The sequence below is a fragment of the Roseibium sp. AS2 genome, from assembly GCF_038900065.1.
Taxonomy (GTDB): Bacteria; Pseudomonadota; Alphaproteobacteria; order Rhizobiales; family Stappiaceae; genus Roseibium.
Map to the genome: position 1 here is coordinate 163,653 of NZ_JBBMQN010000006.1, position 20,011 is coordinate 183,663.

General features: G+C 61.3%; 22 protein-coding genes. 16 read left to right on the forward strand and 6 right to left on the reverse strand.

What is annotated here, in order from left to right:
- Positions 1–64 precede the first annotated feature (64 nt).
- A complete protein-coding gene (hemN, locus tag WNZ15_RS18630; protein ID WP_342894519.1) occupies positions 65–1,429 on the reverse strand; it encodes an oxygen-independent coproporphyrinogen III oxidase in 1,365 nt (454 codons plus the stop codon).
- Positions 1,430–1,597: 168 nt separating this feature from the next.
- Here hemN and WNZ15_RS18635 point away from each other — a divergent pair, with 168 nt between their 5' ends.
- Entirely contained in the window at positions 1,598–2,665 is a 1,068-nt protein-coding gene (locus tag WNZ15_RS18635; RefSeq protein ID WP_342894520.1) for an AbrB family transcriptional regulator, read from the forward strand.
- Here the strand turns inward: WNZ15_RS18635 and WNZ15_RS18640 are convergent.
- Positions 2,650–3,972 (reverse strand): aminotransferase class I/II-fold pyridoxal phosphate-dependent enzyme, encoded by a 1,323-nt coding sequence (locus WNZ15_RS18640; RefSeq protein ID WP_342894521.1) that lies wholly within the window; start codon positions 3,970–3,972, stop codon positions 2,650–2,652. The genes WNZ15_RS18635 and WNZ15_RS18640 overlap by 16 nt on opposite strands.
- Before the next feature lie 112 nt (positions 3,973–4,084).
- Between WNZ15_RS18640 and WNZ15_RS18645 the strand changes: the two genes are divergently transcribed.
- Positions 4,085–4,978 carry a LysR substrate-binding domain-containing protein gene (locus tag WNZ15_RS18645; RefSeq protein ID WP_342894522.1) on the forward strand — a complete coding sequence of 298 codons (894 nt, stop codon included), beginning with the start codon at positions 4,085–4,087 and terminating at the stop codon, positions 4,976–4,978.
- Between the two features lie 426 nt (positions 4,979–5,404).
- A complete protein-coding gene (locus WNZ15_RS18650) occupies positions 5,405–6,616 on the forward strand; it encodes a serine hydrolase (protein ID WP_342894523.1) in 1,212 nt (403 codons plus the stop codon).
- A 227-nt stretch (positions 6,617–6,843) separates the two neighbouring features.
- Here WNZ15_RS18650 and WNZ15_RS18655 read toward each other — a convergent pair whose 3' ends face one another.
- Both WNZ15_RS18655 and WNZ15_RS18660 read right to left on the reverse strand, forming a co-directional pair.
- Positions 6,844–7,164 (reverse strand): hypothetical protein, encoded by a 321-nt coding sequence (locus tag WNZ15_RS18655; protein ID WP_342894524.1) that lies wholly within the window; start codon positions 7,162–7,164, stop codon positions 6,844–6,846.
- Positions 7,165–7,800 (reverse strand): hypothetical protein, encoded by a 636-nt coding sequence (locus tag WNZ15_RS18660; protein WP_342894525.1) that lies wholly within the window; start codon positions 7,798–7,800, stop codon positions 7,165–7,167.
- Positions 7,801–7,961: 161 nt separating this feature from the next.
- Between WNZ15_RS18660 and WNZ15_RS18665 the strand changes: the two genes are divergently transcribed.
- The 3 genes from WNZ15_RS18665 (at position 7,962) to WNZ15_RS18675 (ending at position 8,822) form a co-directional block, all read left to right on the forward strand.
- Positions 7,962–8,321, forward strand: coding sequence for a transposase (locus tag WNZ15_RS18665; RefSeq protein ID WP_342894526.1), 360 nt, complete (start codon positions 7,962–7,964; stop codon positions 8,319–8,321).
- Between the two features lie 61 nt (positions 8,322–8,382).
- Complete coding sequence (locus tag WNZ15_RS18670; RefSeq protein WP_342894527.1) at positions 8,383–8,754, forward strand: transposase; 372 nt, start codon at positions 8,383–8,385, stop codon at positions 8,752–8,754.
- Positions 8,697–8,822: a transposase gene (locus WNZ15_RS18675; protein WP_342894528.1), complete on the forward strand. Its 126-nt coding sequence runs from the start codon at positions 8,697–8,699 to the stop codon at positions 8,820–8,822. Before WNZ15_RS18670 ends, WNZ15_RS18675 begins: the two co-directional genes overlap by 58 nt.
- A 105-nt stretch (positions 8,823–8,927) precedes the next feature.
- On the opposite strand, the gene WNZ15_RS18680 is transcribed toward WNZ15_RS18675, so the two are convergent.
- The gene (locus WNZ15_RS18680; protein ID WP_342894529.1) at positions 8,928–9,830 is read right to left on the reverse strand and encodes a DMT family transporter; all 903 of its coding nucleotides are present in this window, start codon (positions 9,828–9,830) and stop codon (positions 8,928–8,930) included.
- 263 nt (positions 9,831–10,093) lie between these two features.
- On the opposite strand from WNZ15_RS18680, the gene ccoN reads away from it, so the two are divergent.
- The 9 genes from ccoN to WNZ15_RS18725 all read left to right on the forward strand — a co-directional run bounded on the left by ccoN (position 10,094) and on the right by WNZ15_RS18725 (position 18,871).
- On the forward strand, positions 10,094–11,749 hold the full coding sequence (gene ccoN, locus WNZ15_RS18685; RefSeq protein ID WP_342894530.1) for a cytochrome-c oxidase, cbb3-type subunit I: 1,656 nt from the start codon (positions 10,094–10,096) through the stop codon (positions 11,747–11,749).
- 14 nt (positions 11,750–11,763) lie between these two features.
- A complete protein-coding gene (gene ccoO / locus WNZ15_RS18690; RefSeq protein ID WP_342894531.1) occupies positions 11,764–12,498 on the forward strand; it encodes a cytochrome-c oxidase, cbb3-type subunit II in 735 nt (244 codons plus the stop codon).
- A 5-nt stretch (positions 12,499–12,503) separates the two neighbouring features.
- Positions 12,504–12,659 (forward strand): cbb3-type cytochrome c oxidase subunit 3, encoded by a 156-nt coding sequence (locus WNZ15_RS18695; RefSeq protein WP_342894532.1) that lies wholly within the window; start codon positions 12,504–12,506, stop codon positions 12,657–12,659.
- A gap of 3 nt (positions 12,660–12,662) precedes the next feature.
- Positions 12,663–13,541 carry a cytochrome-c oxidase, cbb3-type subunit III gene (gene ccoP / locus WNZ15_RS18700; RefSeq protein WP_342894533.1) on the forward strand — a complete coding sequence of 293 codons (879 nt, stop codon included), beginning with the start codon at positions 12,663–12,665 and terminating at the stop codon, positions 13,539–13,541.
- Positions 13,542–13,712: 171 nt separating this feature from the next.
- The gene (ccoG, locus tag WNZ15_RS18705; RefSeq protein ID WP_342894534.1) at positions 13,713–15,176 is read left to right on the forward strand and encodes a cytochrome c oxidase accessory protein CcoG; all 1,464 of its coding nucleotides are present in this window, start codon (positions 13,713–13,715) and stop codon (positions 15,174–15,176) included.
- A 10-nt stretch (positions 15,177–15,186) separates the two neighbouring features.
- Positions 15,187–15,699: a FixH family protein gene (locus tag WNZ15_RS18710; RefSeq protein ID WP_342894535.1), complete on the forward strand. Its 513-nt coding sequence runs from the start codon at positions 15,187–15,189 to the stop codon at positions 15,697–15,699.
- 10 nt (positions 15,700–15,709) lie between these two features.
- The gene (locus WNZ15_RS18715; protein ID WP_342894536.1) at positions 15,710–17,959 is read left to right on the forward strand and encodes a heavy metal translocating P-type ATPase; all 2,250 of its coding nucleotides are present in this window, start codon (positions 15,710–15,712) and stop codon (positions 17,957–17,959) included.
- A gap of 7 nt (positions 17,960–17,966) precedes the next feature.
- Positions 17,967–18,116, forward strand: coding sequence for a cbb3-type cytochrome oxidase assembly protein CcoS (gene ccoS / locus WNZ15_RS18720; protein ID WP_342894537.1), 150 nt, complete (start codon positions 17,967–17,969; stop codon positions 18,114–18,116).
- An 83-nt stretch (positions 18,117–18,199) separates the two neighbouring features.
- Complete coding sequence (locus WNZ15_RS18725) at positions 18,200–18,871, forward strand: class I SAM-dependent methyltransferase (RefSeq protein ID WP_342894538.1); 672 nt, start codon at positions 18,200–18,202, stop codon at positions 18,869–18,871.
- Between the two features lie 53 nt (positions 18,872–18,924).
- On the opposite strand, the gene WNZ15_RS18730 is transcribed toward WNZ15_RS18725, so the two are convergent.
- On the reverse strand, positions 18,925–19,113 hold the full coding sequence (locus WNZ15_RS18730; RefSeq protein WP_342894539.1) for a hypothetical protein: 189 nt from the start codon (positions 19,111–19,113) through the stop codon (positions 18,925–18,927).
- A gap of 258 nt (positions 19,114–19,371) precedes the next feature.
- Here WNZ15_RS18730 and WNZ15_RS18735 point away from each other — a divergent pair, with 258 nt between their 5' ends.
- Complete coding sequence (locus tag WNZ15_RS18735) at positions 19,372–19,905, forward strand: response regulator (RefSeq protein WP_342894540.1); 534 nt, start codon at positions 19,372–19,374, stop codon at positions 19,903–19,905.
- Positions 19,906–20,011: the final 106 nt, after the last annotated feature.

Consider the following 20,011-nt stretch of genomic DNA (forward strand, 5'->3'; position numbering starts at 1 on the left):
CTTTTTGAATTATCCTGAGGCCGCGGATCCCGCGGCCTCTCTTTATTCATGCTTGTAGCGCCGATCACACCGCCGCCGAGTGTCGTGCCTTGCTGCCGGGCAGATAGGCGTCGAAGGCCGCAGCCGCCAGGCGGACGAACGGCCGGCCGGCCTCGGTAACCTCGATCCTCGCATTGTCGTTGGCGCCGATCTCGACCCGGACCAGACCGTCCGCTGCGAGGTCTTTCAGGGTCGCGAGGGCATCGGCGAGATGACCGGTGGACAGGCCGTGGGATGTGCACAGCGGTTTGAGATCGCAGGCGTAGCTGGTCATGAGTTCTTCGATGATCCGTGCGCGCAGCCGGTCATCCGTGCTGAGTGCAAGACCCTTGGCGACCGGCAGACGGCCGGCTTCCACGCTGCGGCGCCAATTGCCGACATCCGGCTGGTTCTGGACGTATCCGGAGGACAATCTTCCGATCGAGGAGACGCCGAGGCCGATGAGCTGATCGCCCTGATCCGTCGTGTAGCCCTGGAAATTGCGTTTCAGGGACCCGTCCGCCAATGCGATCGCCATGCTGTCGTCCGGCCGGGCGAAGTGATCGAGCCCGACGGCGACATATCCCGCTCTTGTGAGCTCCGCGCGGGCAAGGTCCGCAAGTTCGAGCCGTTCTGCCGCCGAAGGCAGGGCGCTTTCATCGATCAGACGCTGGTGTTTGCGCATCCACGGGACATGGGCATAACCGAACAGGGCGATCCGGCCGGGGGCCAGGGACAGCGTCTTTTCGATCGTGTCCAGGATGGTCGCCGATGTCTGACCCGGCAGGCCGTACATCAGGTCGAAGTTCAACCGGGTCACGCCGGCCCGTCTCAGAAACTCCGACGCCTGCCGCACGGTCTCATACGGCTGCACCCGTCCGATTGCCTTCTGGACCCCGAGGTCGAAATCCTGCACGCCGAGGCTTGCCCGGTTGACCCCGATCAGGGCGAGTGTCTCGGCCAGTTCGGCGCCGACCAGGCGCGGGTCCAGCTCGATGGCATGTTCCAGATCCCGGGCCAGGTTGAAATGGACCCGCAGCAGTCCCGCCAGTTCGATCAGGCCCTGCAAGGGCAGAAGGCTCGGCGTGCCGCCGCCCCAGTGAATGTGTCTGACCGGTCCGGAGTGTTTCAGGTGCTCGCCGACGAGGCCGATTTCCTGGCCCAGGGTCGCAGAATACGCCTTGAGCGGTGCCTCCTGGCGCGTGGCCTTGGTGTGGCAGCCGCAATAGTGGCAGAGTTCCCGGCAATAGGGCACATGCAGGTAGAGCGACAACGTCTCGTCGGGAGATACCCCGTCGAGCCAGCCGGCATAGGTGGCCGCCGTCACACCGTCATGGAAATGCGGCGCCGTGGGATAGCTGGTGTAGCGCGGCACGGAGCGCATGGCATGGGAGAGTGGATCCTTCATCATCCGGCCATGTAACCGGCCGCCGGCAGCCGTCGCCTTGATTTTGCTCAAGCCGGCACGGGCAAACCGGATCTGTTGATCAATGCAATCAATCTATGGTGCCCGGGAGCCGCTGCGCTATAGCCCGGACGGTTCGTTGATGATATCCGGTGATCCATGATGCTTTCTCCCATGCAATCAGGCGCGGCCCGCCTGGGCATGACCCTGCTGGTCGCTGCCTGCGGAGGCGGGATCTTTCACCTTCTGGGTCTGCCCGCCGCCCCGCTGTCAGGTGCCATGGTATTCGTGGCCGTGACGACACTGGCCGGTGCGCCGACACTTTTGCCCGACCGGCTGCGCGATGCGCTGTTCGTCGCGATCGGCATCTCCATGGGTGCGGGCGTGCAGCCTGACCTGATCGAGCGGGCAGGGGACTGGCCGGTGTCCATGGCGTTGCTGGTGGTGGTGGTGATCTGTGTGACGCTCTCGGGCTACGCCGTGCTTCATCTGGGTGCGAAGTGGTCGAAGGAAACCGCTTATTTCGGCGCGATTCCCGGGACTCTGTCCTATGTGATCGCGCTGGCGAGCGAACGTGGCGCGGATCTGCCGCGCATCGCTTCGAGCCAGTCGTTGCGCCTGTTCGTGCTGGTCGCGATCCTGCCTTTCGCGGTGGTGTCCTCGAGCGAGGTCGGCGCCGGCGCCGTCCAAGGCGTGGCGGCGTCGAGCCCGGTGGAGATCCTCGTCGGCGTGGCGCTCTGTCTTGCCGCAAGCTGGCTTGCGGTCCGGATGCGGGTGCCGGGCGGCTGGATGACGGGCGCCTTTTTCATGAGCGCGGCCCTCAACGCCACCGGCATACTGACCCTGGCCCTGCCGCAATTTGTGCTGGTGCTCTGTTTCGTCATGTTCGGCGCCATGATCGGCACGCGTTTCGCCAGCATGACCTTTCGCCAGTTCGTCAGCGTGCTCGGCGCGTCTCTGGCGGCCTTTTGCGCGGCATTCCTGACTTCGATTGCCGGGGCGCTGCTGGTGTCGGCCCTGGTGGACATACCCTTCGACCAGGCCTTGCTGGCCTATGCGCCCGGCGGTCTCGAAGTCATGACGCTGCTGGCCTTCATGCTCGATCTGGACCCGGCCTTCGTCGCCGCGCACCAGATCGCCCGGTTCACCGGCATGGTCCTGCTGCTGCCATTCGTGACCGGTCTGGTGCTGGGCCGGCCTCCGGAACGCGGCGCCGGCAAGGGGCCTCAGCCCAGGACGTAGTGAAGGCTGTCGAACGTCTGCCGCCAGGCGGCGACCCGTCCGGCCATGGCATCGGGGTCATTGGACCGCAGCGCCTCCGCGATCAGTTTCGCCAGTTCGGGCATGTCCGCCGGTGTCATGCCCCAGCGGACCAGTTCCGGCGTTCCGAACCGGAGGCCGTTCATGTCTCCGTCGACCGGTGCGATCGGCAGGCCGATGCCGCAGGCCAGGAATCCGGCCTGGCGCAGCTTCCGCGACGCGGCTTGTCCGCCGCCAAAGGCCGCCGCCTCCAGTGCGAACTGGTGCGAGGCGGTGATGCCCTTCGCAGTGGCAAAGACCGGCAGGCCGTCGGCCGCCAGCGCATCGGCGAGTGCGGCAGCCGTTGCCGCCATCCCGGCCGCATAGGCCTGTCCGTATTCTCTCCAGTCCAGAAGCGTGATTGCGAGCGCTGCGGATTTCGCAACATCGAAATTGGCGGTCAGGCCGGGAAAGGCGATTGCGTCCAGCTTCTTGCAGAGATCCCGGTCGTTGGTGACGATGAGGCCGCCTGCCGGTCCGCCCAGGCTCTTGTAGGTGCTCATGGTCATCATATGCGCGCCTTCGGCAAGCGGGTCGTCGAAGAGGCCGCCGGCAATCATGCCGCACTGATGAGCGGCATCGAACAGCACGAAGGCGCCAACCTCGTCGGCGATCGCCCGGATTTCCCTGACAGGATGCGGAAAGAGGTTGAGGCTCATGCCGATGGTGATCAGTTTCGGGCGAACCTTCAGCGCCAACGTGCGCAAGCCTTCGAGATCGACGGTGTAGCCGTCCGCATCGACAGGGGCCTCGTGAATGTCCAGGCCGTAGAGGCCGGCGCAGCCTGGCGCATGATGGGTCACATGCCCGCCGACGGAAGCGGGCGGGGCGATGATGGCATCCCCGGGCTTGGTGCTCGCCATGAAGGCGTAGAGATTGGCCAGCGCTCCCGAGGCGACCCGGATTTCGGCATGGTCCGCATTGAAGATTTCACAGGCGAGACCGGCGGCGATCACCTCGATTTCCTCGATGGCTTCCAGGCCCATCTCGTATTTGTCGCCCGGGTAGCCGAGCGACGGGCGGGACCCGAGGCCGCTGGCCAGCAAAGCCTCGGCGCGCGGGTTCATCACATTGGTCGCCGGATTGAGATTGAAACAGTCCCGCTCGTGGATCTGCCTGTTTTCAGACGCGAGCGCTTCGAGACGGGCGGCAAGATCCGCGGTCGTCATGGCCTGCGTTCGCCCGGTGATGTCGTCGATGCGGGCAGTGGCCGCCGCGGGCAGCCAGGGACGTGATTTCGTTGCGCTCATGCTCAAATCTCCGGGGAGTTCATATGTGACCTGCCGGCAGTGTCGTATTCCGCTTGCCGGCGCGCAAATTAGATTTTAGAAATTTGAGGGCTAGAAAAATTAAGGCTCAAGAATGCCCGTCTCGCCCCCTGTTCCCGGTCTGCCCTCCCTGAACGCCTTGCGCGCCTTCGAGGCGTCGGCACGCCTGGGCGGGTTCGCCCAGGCAGCGGAAGAATTGCAGGTGACACCGGGCGCAGTGGCTGCCCAGATCAAGGGGCTTGAGGGCGCGGTCGGCGCGGCGCTTTTCGAACGCCACCCCCGGGGTGTCCGGCTGACACCGCTCGGCCAAAGAGCGTTGCCGGGATTTGTCGCCGCCTTCGACAGCCTGGGGCAGGCGGTCGTGGACCTGAGGCGCGACGCGGCCCCCGGCAAGGTGCATATCGCGGCCCTGCCGGCTCTAGCCGAATTGTGGCTTGCGCCAAGGCTTCCGGCGATCCGCGAAAAACTGCCTGTCGTCGACATATCGATCACGGCAATGGAGGCGCCCCCGAACCTGAAGCGCGTTCCCTTCGATCTCTGCCTGTTTTACGCCGAACCGGACGCGGCGGGCAAAACGCCTGTCTCGGAAGATGAATTGCTCCCGGTCTGCACACCCCGCATCGCGGCAACTCTGGATACGCCGAAGGACCTGAGAAATGCGGTGTGCCTGACCGACACCTCCTGGGCGGATGATTGGCGGTACTGGGCCGAAAAAGTTCTGCCCGGCGCGGGGTTCGTTCCGAGGGGACCGGTTTTTTCTCTCTATTCCCTGGCGGTTCAGGAAGCACTCAACGGAGCCGGGGTGCTGATGGCGCACAGGTCCCTGGTCGCAGAGCATCTTGCATCCGGAGCGCTGGTCGCACCGTTTCCGATACCAGTCCCGTACCAGAGGACGATTTCGCTCTGGAGCCTCCCCGGGAGACATCAGAGCGAAACAGTCGAAAAAGTGTCCTCGGAGTTGCGGGCTCTGAGCTGCTCCGGAACCTGAGGCCCGGAACCAGAAGCCCGCAACCAGAAGCCCGCAACCAGAAGCCCGGCGCCTGCATGCAGACCGGGCTGCGCGGGTCGGGGCCTCAGGTCGGCTTAAAAAACCTCGTCTGCCACGTCTCCGGCGGCTTTCTCCGCCTTGCGCGGCAGCACTGCGATCCGCCGCTACGCCGCCAGGCTGAAGGCGCAAGGCAAACTATTGACATTCATCCTTGCAGTCATGACGTGTAGTGCCGACGAGTGCTGACCATGACCCATCTGATGATCGCGCCTGGAAGGCCTTCGGCCTGCGTTGCGCGTGTTCCGGATCGGGAGGATACCGCAGGAATTGGTCGTCGCCTGCGGGTGGTCTGGAGGACGTGTCGTCGCGAATTGAGGGCAGATTGGGATCGGCCGGGCTTCGTCCGAGCGTGTGGAGAGATGGATCATGAAACGCAGAACAGCCGTATGGACGTCAGGCCTGGTCATCACGGTTGCCATCGGACTGACCTATCTGTTCATGACCGGCGAGCGCGGTCTTTCAAGATCATCACAGCCGGTGCGGCCTCTCGACATCACACGCCTGAATGAAGAAAAAGCCGCAAGTCTGGGCTGGCGTTCAGATGAGCTTGATGCCGTCTTGAACCATGCCGCGAAGCTGAGCACCGACAGTTTCATCATCGTGACGCACGATGAAGTGGTCGCCGCATTCGGCGATCTTACAGAACCATACGCCACACACTCGATGCGCAAGTCATTCCTCAGCGCCCTCGTTGGCCGGCACGTTGGCTCGGGCCCGGGGCAGATCAGTCTGGGCGCTACGCTGAAAGAGCTGGGCATCGATGATACTCCCGCGCCGCTGACACCGAAGCAGAGGCGCGCGACGGTTCTGCACCTGCTCAAGAGCGTGTCGGGTGTCAATCATCCCGCTGCGGCCTCGGGCGGTTTGCGAGCCGACATCGACAAGAGGCTGGGCCCCGTTGAGAACGAACCCGGCACCATATGGGCCTACAGCAACTGGGACTACAACGCCTTGACGACCATCTTTGAAGAGCGCACCGGCATTGGAATCGCGCAGGCCTTCCAAGAAGGCATTGCCGGACCGACAGGGATGGAGGACTTCGACATTGCAGCGGTGTCCTATGTTGCCGATGCCGACGTGTCGATGCACAAGGCCGCGGCGTTTCGCATGTCAGCCCGGGACCTGGTCAGGTTCGGCCAGCTTTACCTCAACAAAGGCCGCATAGACGATCGGCAGGTTCTGCCGGCAAGCTGGATCGACCGCACGGCAAACGATTTCACGGAAACGGGAATGAACGGCTTGAGATGGGGACACGGGTATCTGTGGTGGATTCCCGGCCCGGGCACCGGCCTGCCGGAAGGAACGGTCTGGGCGTGGGGGCTTGGAAATCAGGCTCTCTTCGTTGTGCCGGCATGGGATACGGTCATCGTCCACCAGTCCGACACGACCGAGTTTCTGAAACGTTTCCTGCCGCTGATCGAAAACGACGGGATGGAGGGAGAAGCCGCGATTTTGCAGCTTGTTCTTTCATGCCGCGAACCTGAGAACCGCAGCAGCACGTTTTGCGTCGAGCATCGCTTTCTGTCCCGACCGGAGTTCGACAAGTTGATGTCCCTTGTTGCAAAAGCACGCCTCTAGAGCGCGCTGCCTCCTGATAGAAAACAGTGTTCTTCTAAAGCGTGTCGCAGTCGATTGGATTCGGAATTCCCATTTTTTTGATCCGTGATTCCTCGTTTTGAAATGGAACGAGGCGGTCTTCAGAAGCAAGGGGCACTATGCAATGCCAGGAGAGGCAGAAAGAGCGGCGTCCTTCTCGAATTGGTTTTGATTGCGGAATAAGGTGGCAGTAGGCAGGTGGTGCAAAGCTATTCACGGAGTAAATCTATGAGGTTTTGCCCCGTTAGTTGGGGGGGGTGAGTTTCTTTCTTTTTGGAAAAAAGAGCCGACACAATATAAATTGGAAGAAACAGGGGATTTTGTTCTCGTTGGAAGTAGAGATCAAACGGGAATGTTTCGATCTTGTGACGATCAACCTTGAGCTTTTCTGAGAGTTCGAGAATAAGGTTTTCTGCCTCCTCGCCTTGAAGACCGTCCTCGCCGTTCAAAACGGTGTCCATGCTTTCAGGCAGTCCAAGGATTCTTAATACCTCAAAAATCAAAGTTTGTGCGTCCTGTGTATTGTTCATCTAGTACGCCGACTTAATACAAAACGGAGTTAGTTCTTCGCATGCCGCTCGTAAAAATGACCGCTCTCCTGAACAATTGGCAATGCACTGATCCAATATGACGAGATCGGCAGCGAGAAGCCCCCAGCCGATGCCTGGAATCCAGCGACCAACAAATCGCAATAAAGACTTCGTACTCGACATCTTGACAATTTTTGGTCCGCCAAACACCGGAGCTTTATTAGGAATGGATTTCGGTACTGGTACTTTTCCGAGCGAAGGAACCTTGTGTGCAATGATTGATGTTACAGAGGTGAATCTGCTTGCTGTGGGTCCTGCCCCTCTGGGGAGACCCACCCAGCTTTTCGGAACAGAGCCGCTACTTATTGCCCCGATACCTGTGACGGCGATTTCAGGAACAACACCACCGGTCAGGCACATCCATAGACAGTTTTTTTCTTCATCCTCTTGGAACGGTAATGCAATGGGTCTATAAATAAGGCTTTGCAGTTTTTGTTCATGCTCAGCAGTGTCAACGACACAATAGTTTTCTGGCAATGGAGGCGCTGCCTCGTTCACGTCAGATATTGTTATGCTCTCTCTTTCGTAGAATTCACCGAACATCACTGCTGTAGGTCTGGTTTCAATCAAAGTCATGATAATAATCCGAAATAGAAAATTGAATATATGTTAGTCTAGGACAAGCGGAAATAAATGCAACCTAGCCGCATTAGAGCGTGTCGCGATTGATCAGGTTCGGGATTCCTATTCGTCTTGATCTCTGATTCCTTGTTTGGAAACGAAACAAGGCGGTCTTCATGGGCAAACCTCATCCTGTGGAACTCCAGCAGCGCGTTGTTGCGCATGTTGAGGCGGGCAATACGCATACCTCTGCCGCGGCGCGGTACGACGTTTCGGTCAAATTCGTCAACGAGATGGTCAAGCTGAAGCCCGAGACCGGTTCCCTGTCGGCCAAACCGCAAGGCAATCCAGGGGGCGGCAAACTCACATCCCATGCGGACTGGGTTCGCTCCAAGGTCGATGCCAAGGGCGAGATCACGTTAGATGAATTGCTGCTGCTGGCAGATGAAAAGCAGATCTCCGTGCATCGCGCGACGGTCGGACGCCTGCTTCAGCGGCTCGGGCTCACGCACAAAAAAAGACCTGCAAGCGCTTGAACAAAAGCGGGCCGATGTGGCGGACTTGCATGATCACTGGATCACCCGCCGCCAGCCGTTCATGGCGCATATGCTGGAACGTATTGCGTTAATTGACGAAACCTGGCTGAAGACCAACATGGCAAGGCGCACCGGCTGGGCCCCGCGCGGCGAAAGGCTGGTCGATCATGCTCCCTTCGGCCATTGGCACACCCAGACCTTTGTCGCGGCCCTGCGCCATCACAGGCTGGCCGCTCCTTGGGTCCTTGACGGCACAATGAACCGCAAGAGGTTCGATGTCTATGTTGAAACCCAACTCGCGCCGACACTGCAAAAAGGCGACGTTGTCATCCTGAACAACTTGTCCAGCCACAAAAGCCCCCGCGCGCGGCTGAGATGCTGCGTGAGCGAGGGGCATGGTTCTTGTTCTTGCCGCCATATTCGCCGGATTTGAACCTGATCGAAATGGCCTTTTCAAAGCTCAAATCGCAGGTTCGAAAAGCGGCAGCAAGAACCTACTAGGACCAATGGAACGCCGTTGGCCATGTCTGCAATCTCTTCACCGAGGAAGAGTGCTACAACTTCTTCAAAGCCGCCGGATCCAGAACCAATTAAATGCGACGCGCTCTAGCTGCGGGCTTTCGCCTTGTTGCCGCGCCACAGGATGAACAGGCCGGATCCGACGATCACCGCGCAGCCGGCGAGCATCCAGACATCGATCTGTTCCCCGAACCAGACGGCCCCCAGCAGCACGCCGAACAGCAGCCGCGAATAGCGGAACGGCGTCACGGTGGCAACGTCGCCTGTCCGCATCGCCTTCATCAGCGCCGTGTAGGCGAAGACACCGCAAAAGACGGCGGCGGCGAGAGCCTGGAGAGCAGAAGCTGCAGGCATGACGAACGCCGACCGGTCCCAGAGGCCGAACAGCACGCCTGCGACAATGATCGTCAGGAAACCGTAGAACCCCAGAACGCGGGTGCTCAGGGAGGCGGGAGCGGCTCGGCTGGCAAGATCGCGCCCGGAAAAGCCGAGCATGCCGATCAGGGCGAGCAGCGAAAGCAACGAGAAACTGTCGCTGGCGGGGCGCAGGACGATCAGCACGCCCGCCAGGCCCACCAGGATGGCCGTCCACCTGCGCCAGCCGACCTTTTCACCAAAAAAAAGCGCTGCGCCGAGCACGACGAAGATCGGTGCGGCCTGTAGGATCGCCGTCGTCGAGGACAGCGGCGTCAGGGCGAGCGCAAGCACATAAAACAGCCGGCCGACAAGTTCGAACGCGAACCGGATCCGCATGACGGGCGACACCACATCGCGGGTGAACAGCGGCTCGCAGTTTGCCAGTGCCAGAGCGAAAAAGGCCAGGGCACCGCCGGCACCAAACAGAATCAGGATTTCCCAGACCGGCAGGTGAACGGCGGCCCGTTTGACGAAAGCGTCTTCCAGGGCGAAGGCCGCCATGGCGGCGATCATCCAGAGGCTGCCGACGAAGTTGGGTTGCAGCAGCATGTTCTTGAGGGATCGGGACGGCAAGGAGGGGATCCTGGATTGTCGTCATCGCGCCGTGAGGCCCGAAGGAAACGAACGGTCTGGAAGGGAAAGTCTGAAGCGGAACGATAGCACCGGTAATGCCGGATCGGGCTCAGGTCAAGGAACCGGCACTGATGAGACAGGCCTGCCGTTCACCGCCTCGCGCGTCCCGTCTTGACATGGATCAACGCGGCTTTTCGAGAGTCATGCGCATGGTCGTGCCATCGTTGGCACCTTGTAACGATTTTAAAGACTGGGGCGCTATAATGGCACAAAACAAGGCCAAGATGGTCTCGCTCGAGGAAGGCGGATTCGCCATCTTTCTCGTGCTGCTTGCATTTACCTGCATTATCGTGGCGGGCAAGACCTTTGACCAGGTCATGGCATTTCACGCTGGCATCGGCGCATTGTTCGCCGCCGTCAGTGTATTTCTGATCTTCAAGACCTATTTCGACGACGGCGGGGAACCGATACCGGCGGAGATTGACGGCAAGCCCAACTACAATATCGGGCCGATAAAGTTTGGCGCTATCGCGGCCATGTTCTGGGGCATCGCCGGGTTCACGGTCGGGCTGATCATCGCATCTCAGCTGGCCTGGCCGGCGCTGAACTTCGATCTGCCCTGGACCAATTTCGGCCGGCTGCGCCCTTTGCATACGTCGGCGGTGATCTTCGCCTTTGGCGGCAACGTGCTGCTGGCGACATCCATGTATGTGGTCCAGCGGACCTGCCGCGTGCGCATGCCCGGCAAGATCCTGCCGTGGTTCGTGATCCTGGGCTACAATACCTTCATCGTGATCGCCGGCACCGGCTATCTGCTGGGCGCGACGCAGAGCAAGGAATACGCGGAACCGGAATGGTATGCCGATCTCTGGCTGACCATTGTCTGGGTCTGTTACCTGCTTCTGTTCATGGGCACGCTGTGGAAGCGCAAGGAGCCGCATATCTATGTGGCCAACTGGTTCTATCTGGCGTTCATCGTCACGATCGCCATGCTTCACATCATCAACAACCTGACGGTCCCGGTGTCGATCTATTCGACCAAGTCCTACATCGTCTGGGCGGGTGTGCAGGATGCCATGGTGCAATGGTGGTACGGCCACAACGCGGTGGGCTTCTTCCTGACCGCCGGTTTCCTGGCCATCATGTATTATTTCATTCCCAAGCGCGCAGAGCGGCCGGTCTATTCCTACCGCCTGTCGATCGTGCACTTCTGGGCGCTGATCTTCATCTACATCTGGGCTGGGCCGCACCATCTCCATTACACGGCGCTGCCGCAATGGGCCTCGACGCTCGGGGCGACCTTCTCGATCATCCTGTGGATGCCCTCCTGGGGCGGCATGATCAACGGTCTGATGACGCTGTCCGGTGCCTGGGACAAGCTGAGAACCGATCCGGTGCTGCGCATGATGGTGGTCTCGGTGGCATTCTACGGCATGTCGACCTTCGAAGGACCGCTGATGAGCCTGCGTTCGGTCAACTCCCTGTCGCATTATACCGACTGGACCATCGGCCACGTGCATTCCGGTGCGCTCGGCTGGGTGGGGTACATCTCCTTCGGTGCGCTCTACTGCCTCATTCCGTGGCTTTGGAACAAGAAGGGCCTGTATTCCCTGAAGCTGGTCAACTGGCACTTCTGGCTGTCGACGCTCGGCATCGTTCTCTACATCACATCGATGTGGGTGTCCGGCATCATGCAGGGCCTGATGTGGCGCGCCTACGATCAGCTCGGTTTCCTGGAATATTCGTTCGTGGAGACCGTCGAAGCGATGCATCCCTTCTACATCATCCGTGCTCTAGGCGGTGCGCTGTTCGTGCTCGGTGCCGTGATCATGGCGTACAATCTCTGGATGACCGTTCGTCATGGCGAGGCCGAGGAAGCCGAAGCCACGCCGGCCGGCTCCCTGGCTCCGGCCGAATGAGGGAGGCTTGAAAAATGTCTGCATGGAAAAAACACGAAGTCTTTGAAAAGAACTCCTTCATCCTTCTGGTCGGCATCCTGGTCGCGGTCGCCATTGGCGGCCTGGTCGAGATCGCTCCGCTGTTCTACCTGAAGAGCACGATCGAGAAGACCGAGGGCATGCGGCCCTACACGCCGCTGGAACTCACCGGCCGCGACATCTTCATCCGCGAGGGCTGCTATACCTGCCATTCGCAGATGATCCGTCCGATGCGCGATGAGCTGGAACGCTATGGCCATTTCTCGCTGGCGGCTGAATCGATGTACGATCATCCGTTCCAGTGGGGGTCCAAGCGCACCGGACCGGACCTTGCGCGTGTCGGCGGAAAATACTCCGACGACTGGCATGTCGAGCATCTGAGGGATCCCCGATCCCTGGTTCCGGCCTCGATCATGCCCGGTTATCCGTTCCTTGCCGAAAACCGCCTGAGCGCCCGTGACATTCAGGCCGCCCTGTCCGTGAACACCTTCATCGGGGTGCCTTACACCGATGGGCAGATCGAAAACGCGCGCAGCGACCTGATGGGCCAGGCAAGCCCGGATACCGACGCAGCCTATGAATTCGAGGAACGCTGGCCGACGGCGAAAATCCGGGATTTTGACGGCAATCCGGCTGAAGTCACCGAGATGGACGCGCTGGTGGCGTATCTCCAGGTCCTCGGCACCATGGTGGATTTCTCCATCTATGACGACAAGGCAAACGCGAGGTAACGGCGATGAACGAGACATACAACGCTTTCGCAGGCTTCGCTCAGATCTGGGGCCTACTTTATTTCATGATCATGTTCGGCGTCGTCCTGGCCTACGTCCTGTGGCCCAAGAACCGTAAAAAGTTCGACGAAGCCGCGCAGATCCCGTTCCGGGAGGATTGATCCATGGCTGACATACACAACAAGGACGTCGACCGGGTTTCCGGGGTCGAAACCACGGGCCACGAATGGGACGGTCTGAAGGAGTTGAACAATCCTCTTCCCAGATGGTGGCTGTACAGTTTCTACGCCTGCATCGCCTGGGCGGTGGTCTATTGGGTGCTCTATCCCTCCTGGCCGCTGATTTCCAGTTACTCGACCGGCGTGCTGGGCGCCAACCAGCGACTTGAGGCGCTCGCCGCTCTGGACGAGGGCATTGCCGGCCGGTCGCAATTTGCCGACAAGATCGTCGCGACCCCCCTGGAGGATATCTCCACGGATCAGGAGCTTCTGCAATTTGCGCTGGCGAACGGCCAGGCCGCCTTCGGCGACAATTGCGCGCCCTGCCACGGCTCGGGCGGAACGGGTGCGGAAGGGTATCCGAACCTCCAGGATGACACCTGGCTGTGGGGCGGCACGCTGGAAGACGTTCACACCACGCTGCTCTACGGTATCCGGTCGGACCATGACGACGCCCGGATCGGCGACATGCCGGCCTTCGGCCGCGATGAGCTGCTGAGCCGCGAGGAAGTCAGCCAGGTCGCGAATTTCGTGGCTTCCAGGGCCGATGTGCCGACCGAAGACGGTGTCGATCTGGCCGCCGGCGAGACGCTCTATGCGGACAATTGCGCGGCCTGCCACGGCGACAATCTGGAAGGCATTCAGGAAACGGGTGCCCCCAGCCTGATGTCGGCGAATTACCTCTATGGCAATTCTCTGGAAGACATCAAGGCGCAGATCCACACACCGCGCAACGGCGTGATGCCTGCCTGGGTCGACCGTCTTGACCCGGCGACGATCAAGTCGCTGACCGTCTATGTGCATTCCTTCGGGGGTGGCCAGTAGGTCCCGCGGGATCCGGTGCGGCAAATGCGCCGGATCGCCCGGCAGATTTGATCCGGCGCAAGGTGTGACGCTTTGCGCCGGTTTATCTTGACGCCATGCCGGTCATGATCGCGGCATCGGGTTTTATCTGGATCCTGGTGGGGCAGGATCGCGTTACAAAGGACGGACGGTATGTCCACGGACACCGAAACGCAGGAGGGCGCGCACCCGGAGGAGTGGTTTGCGTCCGCCAAGAAGATCTATCCCATGGCGACCCACGGCCTGTTTCGCAGGATCAAGTGGACGCTGCTTTTCATCACTCTGGGGCTCTACTACTTCCTGCCCTTCGTTCGCTTCGACAGAGGGCCGAACGCCCCCGACCAGGCGGTTCTGGTCGATATGGAAGCCCGTAGGGCGTATTTCTTCTTCATCGAGATCTGGCCGCAGGAAGTCTATTATCTCACCGGCCTGCTGATCATTGCGGCGGTCGCGCTGTTTCTGATGAACGCGGTCGCCGGCCGGATCTGGTGCGGCTACCTGTGCCCCCAGACGGTCTGGACCGACCTGTTCCTCTGGGTCGAGCGCAAGATCGAGGGCGACCGGCGGGAACGGATCGTGCTCGACAAGGAACCCTGGACGTTCGGCAAGATCGGCAAGCGCGCCACCAAACACTTCTTCTGGCTGATGATCGCCTGGTGGACCGGCGGCGCATGGGTTCTCTATTTCAACGACGCGCCGACGCTGGTCATGGAGTTGCTGACCTTCCAGGCGCCCCTGGCCGCCTATGTCTGGATCGGCATCCTGACGGCGACGACCTATCTCCTGGCCGGCTTCATGCGCGAACAGGTCTGCATCTACATGTGTCCGTGGCCGCGTATCCAGGCGGCTCTGACGGATGAAAAGGCGCTCAACGTCACCTACCGCTGGGACCGGGGAGAGCCGCGCGGCTCGCTCAAGCAGAACAGGAAACTCGAAGAGAAGGGCCTGCCTGCCGGCGACTGTGTCGACTGTTTCCAGTGTTTCCAGGTGTGCCCGACCGGGGTCGATATCCGCAAGGGCATGCAGCTCGACTGCATCCAGTGCGGCCTGTGCATCGATGCCTGCGACAATGTCATGAAGAAGGTCGGCAAACCGACCGGACTGATCGGCTACGACACCGACGAGAACATCGAGCGTCGCATCGAGGGCAAGGAACCGGTCTACGAGATCGTCCGGGTCCGCACGGTGATCTATGCGGCCGTGATCGTGCTGGTCGGTGCCATCATGACGTTCACGCTGCTGAACCGGGATTTCGCCGATATCAGCGTTCTGCATGACCGCAATCCGGTGTTCGTGGAACAGTCCGACGGCTCGGTGCGCAACGGTTACATGGTGCGGCTGTCCAACAAGCGCCGCCATGACCGCAGTTTCGTGCTGCATGTCGAAGGCATGCCGCCCAACACGCTTGTCGAGGCGGTCGGGGTGGATGCCTCCTTCGCCGGACGGCCGATTGTCTCGGTCGGTCCGGACACGACCCGGGAAGTTCGTGTCCTGGTGACGTCCCCGCCCGGACTGGAAATGCCGCATTCCACCCCCGTGACCTTCCGGATCACGGAAAGCGTGATGGGCGAGGTGGTGACCGCCAGGGACACGTTCAAAGCTCCCGCCAAGCCTTGAGGAAAGACGCATGACAATGGTTCAGTCGAATATGAAAGACCCCAAGGCGATGACCGGCAGGACCGTGCTGTTCTGGCTGCTCGGTTTCTTCGGCATCATCTTCACCGCGAACGGGATCTTCATCTATCTCGCTCTCGGGTCGTTCCCGGGGGTGGTGGTGGAGAGTTCCTACGAGGCCGGGCAGGCCTACAACCAGGAAATAGCCGCGGCAAAGGCACAGGCGGATCTGAACTGGCAGGTGTCGAGTGAATTCATCCGCGCCGACGGCGACGGCGGCAAGCTGGTCGTCACTGCGGCCGACGCGGACGGCACACCACTTTACGGCATCAAGCTGAACGCCATGCTGCGCAATCCCGTGGCCGACAATTCCGATGTGAAAGTGGATTTTCACGCCGATGGCGGTGGCCGCTATGTCGGCGAGGTCACCAGGGTGGCCCCCGGAAACTGGACACTTGTTCTCCTGATCAGTCAGGATGGCGAGCGCAAGTTCAAATCGGAAAACCGGATTTTCCTGAGCGAGTGAGGCAGCGGGCGTGACGGTTCATCAGCGTGACTGGCAGGCATTCGTGACACCGGCAAAGGACGGCGCGGTTCACATGGACCTGGCCGTCGACGGCATCACCTGTGCGGCCTGCATGGGCGAGATCGAACGCGGCCTGAAACGGTTGCCCGGAATTCGCACTGCGCGGGTCAATCTTACCAGCCAGCGGCTGGCCGTCGACTGGGTCCAGGACCAGACCGGTGCCGACGAGATCGTGGCCGAACTTTCCCGGCTCGGCTATACGGCGCATCCCTTCGATCCGGCCAGTCAGAAACAGCGCCAGGACAAGACCGGCAAGCAGTTGCTGCGCTGCCTGGCTGTCGCCGGCTTCGCGGGCATGAACATCATGCTGCTGTCCGTGTCGGTCTGGTCCGGCAATGCCACCGACATCACGCCGGAAACGCGCGACTTCTTCCACTGGCTGTCGGCGCTGATCGCCTTGCCGACGGTTGCCTATGCCGGCCGCCCCTTCGTCACCAGCGCGCTCAAGGTCCTGTCCGCCGGCAGGCTCAACATGGACGTGCCGATCGTGATCGGTGTTTTCCTGGCGGTCGGCCTGTCTGTCGTGCAGACCATCCAGCACCAGCATCACGCCTATTTCGAGTCCGCCGTGATGCTGTTGTTCTTCCTGCTGGTCGGGCGCTATCTCGATCACAACATGAAGGGCCGCACCCGGTCCTTCGCCGAGAATATCGCGGCTCTCAAGGCCGAGGTCGCCGCGAGGGTCAATGCCGATGGCAGCGTGCGCGAGGTGCCGCTTTCCAGGATCGCCCCGGGGGACCTGGTCCTGGTCGCGGGCGGGGAAAGAGTGCCGGTCGACGGCATCGTCGAGACCGGCATTTCCGAAATCGATCAGAGCCTCGTGACCGGTGAAAGCGCCCTTGCGCCTGTCACGGCGGGACAAAGGGTCTATGCGGGAACGCTGAACGGGGCCGGGGCCCTGCAGGTGCGCGTGGAGTCTGCCTCTGGTGCGACGCTTCTGGACGAGGTCAACCGGCTTTTGGAGGCCGCGTCCCAGGCGAAGTCGAAATATGTCCGCATTGCCGACCGGGCCGCACGTCTCTATGCGCCCCTGGTGCATGGCGCGGCCGGATTGACTTTCCTCGGCTGGCTTTTGGCCGGACTGGACTGGCAACCGGCGCTGGTCATCTCCATTTCCGTTCTGATCATAACCTGCCCCTGCGCGCTCGGCCTGGCGGTGCCCGCTGTCCAGGTGGTCGTGTCCGGCCAATTGTTCCGCCGCGGCGTGCTTCTCAATTCCGGCGATGCCATCGAGCGGCTCGCCGCAGTCGACACGATCCTGTTCGACAAGACCGGGACGCTGACGCTCGCGGAGCCGGAATTGTGCAGCCGGGTCGATCCGCAGTCCGCGACGATGGCCCTGGCCGGCCGCCTCGCACTTGCCAGCCGCCACCCGTTGTCCGCGGCGCTCGTGAAGGCAACGGGTGCCTTGGTGCCCCTGCCGGATGTTACCGAAGTGTCCGGAGCCGGTCTGGATACCAGCGTCGACGGCGTGCCGCTGCGTCTCGGCAGTCCACTCTTCTGCGGTGCGCCGGCAAGTCTCGCCGAAAAGGTGCTGAACGATCATCCGGGAGCGTCCTTGCTTGCGGTCCGGCTTGGCGACGATCCCGTTGAGCTGCTGGCCTTCCGCCAGAAGTTGCGTCCGGACGCAAGACCGGTGCTCGATCTTTTGAGAACACAGGGATACGCCCTGGAGATCCTGTCGGGCGACACCCGTCAGGCGGTCGCTGCCTGCGCAGAGGCTCTTGGCGTGCCCAGGTGGCAAGCGGGCATGAAACCGGCGCAGAAGATGGCCCGGCTGGAGGAACTGCAGAGCCAGGGCCGCAAAGTCCTGATGGTCGGGGACGGTCTCAACGATGCCCCGGCACTTGCCGGAGCCCATGTGTCGCTGTCGCCTGTCTCGGCGGTTCATCTTTCCCAGGCGGCAGCCGATGCCGTCTTCCTGGGAGACCGGTTGCTTCCGGTCGCCGATGCGCTGCGCCTGTCGAAGAAGGCGCGTATCGCAATCGCGCAGAACCTCTGGTTGTCCGCACTCTACAACGTCATCGCGGTCCCGGTCGCCGTCGCCGGTTTTGTCACGCCGCTCATGGCGGCGGTTGCCATGTCGGCGTCTTCCCTGGCTGTCACCGCAAATGCCCTCAGGCTCCGCTGGCGCGCAGCGGGCGGGCAACCGCCGGCCGTGGACGAACACCTTGATGCCGCCCGTCCGGTGAAAGGATAACAAGTCCATGGATGTTCTGATTTATCTGATACCGGTCGCCCTTGGTCTGGGTCTTCTGGGCCTTGCCGCGTTTCTGTGGTCGCTGAGAAGCGGACAATACGATGATCTGGAAGGCGCGAAATGGCGCATCCTGGATGACGACGACCTCCCGGACTGACACCGTTCCGGGCCGAAGCCCGTCATGACAGCGCCGCAACGGCCCCCTGGCGAAGGGCCAGTCAATAATACGGGGGGAATGGGGTGGAATTGTTTCCGGCGGCGCATGAGCCGGGCTATGCGGTCTATTCAGGGAAATCGCTTGCCCTTTACGATGCGCTGGTGCCCGGGTTTTCCAATCGGCTCATCTGGCGGTGTCCGAGCCGGCATCTGACCGGCCATTACAGCCGCCATCTGTCATCGGATCATCTCGATATCGGGGTTGGAACGGGCTATTTCCTCGACAGGGCACCGTTCCCGGGGCCGCAGCCGAAGATCACACTGCTCGATCCCAATCTCCAGTGCCTGAAGGCTGCCGCCGCGCGGATCGGCAGGTACCGGCCGCGAACCGTTCAGGCGGATGCGCTGGTGCCCTGGCCGGCGGATCTCGGCCGCTTCGGCTCGATCGGTCTGAATTATGTTCTGCATTGCCTGCCGGGTGACATGACGGGCAAGGCCCGTCTGTTCGATTATCTTCTGCCGCATCTGGCCGAAGGCGGCACCGTCTTTGGCGCAACAATCCTGCAGGGCGACGTGCCGAGATCCCCGACCGCACGCGGATTGATGAAACTTTACAACGCCAACGGGGTCTTCTCCAATCGGAACGACACGCGCCAGGCCCTCGATACGGCCTTGCGGAAACGCTTCGGGCAAGTGCGGACAGACGTGATTGGATGTGTGGCGCTGTTTGGCGCGAGCGGTCCGGTTACGGTCTGAGCGGCCAGTTTGCGTGACTGGCGGCTGCGTGTCTGCTGGATGTTTCGCGGGACTCAGGACAGAACGTTGGACAGCACCATGCCGGTCGCGAGCAAGACGAGTCCGATGCCTGCCAGCAGCAGCAGGTTGTCCTTCAGCCCGCCATTCGGGCCGGAGGCGGATTTCCTGGACTTGCAGGAAATCTGTTCCTCTTCGCTGAATGATTCAGGTTCCCGGGACATGGTGCTTACAATCGTTGGCAAAGCCGTCTCACACGTGTTGTTTTCTCGACTGCAACATGGCGCCGCAGACTTGAAGGTCCCGTTAACATGGCCGCGCGCAGAAGATTAATTCTCTGCAATATTACCAAGGGATGAAATCGCACCTCCTATTCCTAGCGATTGGTGCAGGCATTTGTTTTCACCGCTATCGGCAAGGGGCTGCGTTCCAGCAGATGATGATCGGCATAACTCATTGTTCAGACTTTCATGTCAAAACGGAAGTCTAACAAGGAGGACTAGGTGAGCCTCGATCTTGCCTCGCTGACATTCTTGCTGGTCGAAGACAGCGCCTACATGCGGACGATCCTGCGCACGATGCTGCAGGGTTTCGGCGCGCGGCGTATTGTCGAGGCGGAAGATGGTGCGTCCGGCCTGGAGGCCATGGACCGCGCGAACCCGGATATCCTCATCCTGGACTGGGTGATGCCGATCCTGGACGGTGCGGACATGGTGCGCATGATCCGCAGTCCGAACAATCCTTTCGCCTACATTCCGATCATCATGGTCACCGCGCATACGGAACGCAGCAGGATCGTCGAGGCACGGCGTCTTGGCGTCCACGAATTGCTGTCCAAGCCGATCTCGGCGAAATCGCTTTATCAGCGCGTTTCGAGCGTGATCCTGCACCCGCGCGACTTCATCAAGACCGCGACCTATTTCGGCCCCGCGCCGCGCGAGATCCGCAATCGCCAGAAGATCTGGCAGGGCGGTCCGGGCCAGCCTGCGTCTCCTCAGCAGGAAGACAACGACGGTCAGACCACCGCGATCGGCTAGGGTGTCCTGTAGCTGCCACGTCATGTGATCAGATCGACACGGCTGCCGGAACAGCCGGCTGCGGTCCGTTTGACGGAACTCCGCAAGCGCAGGAGTGCGGTCGCCG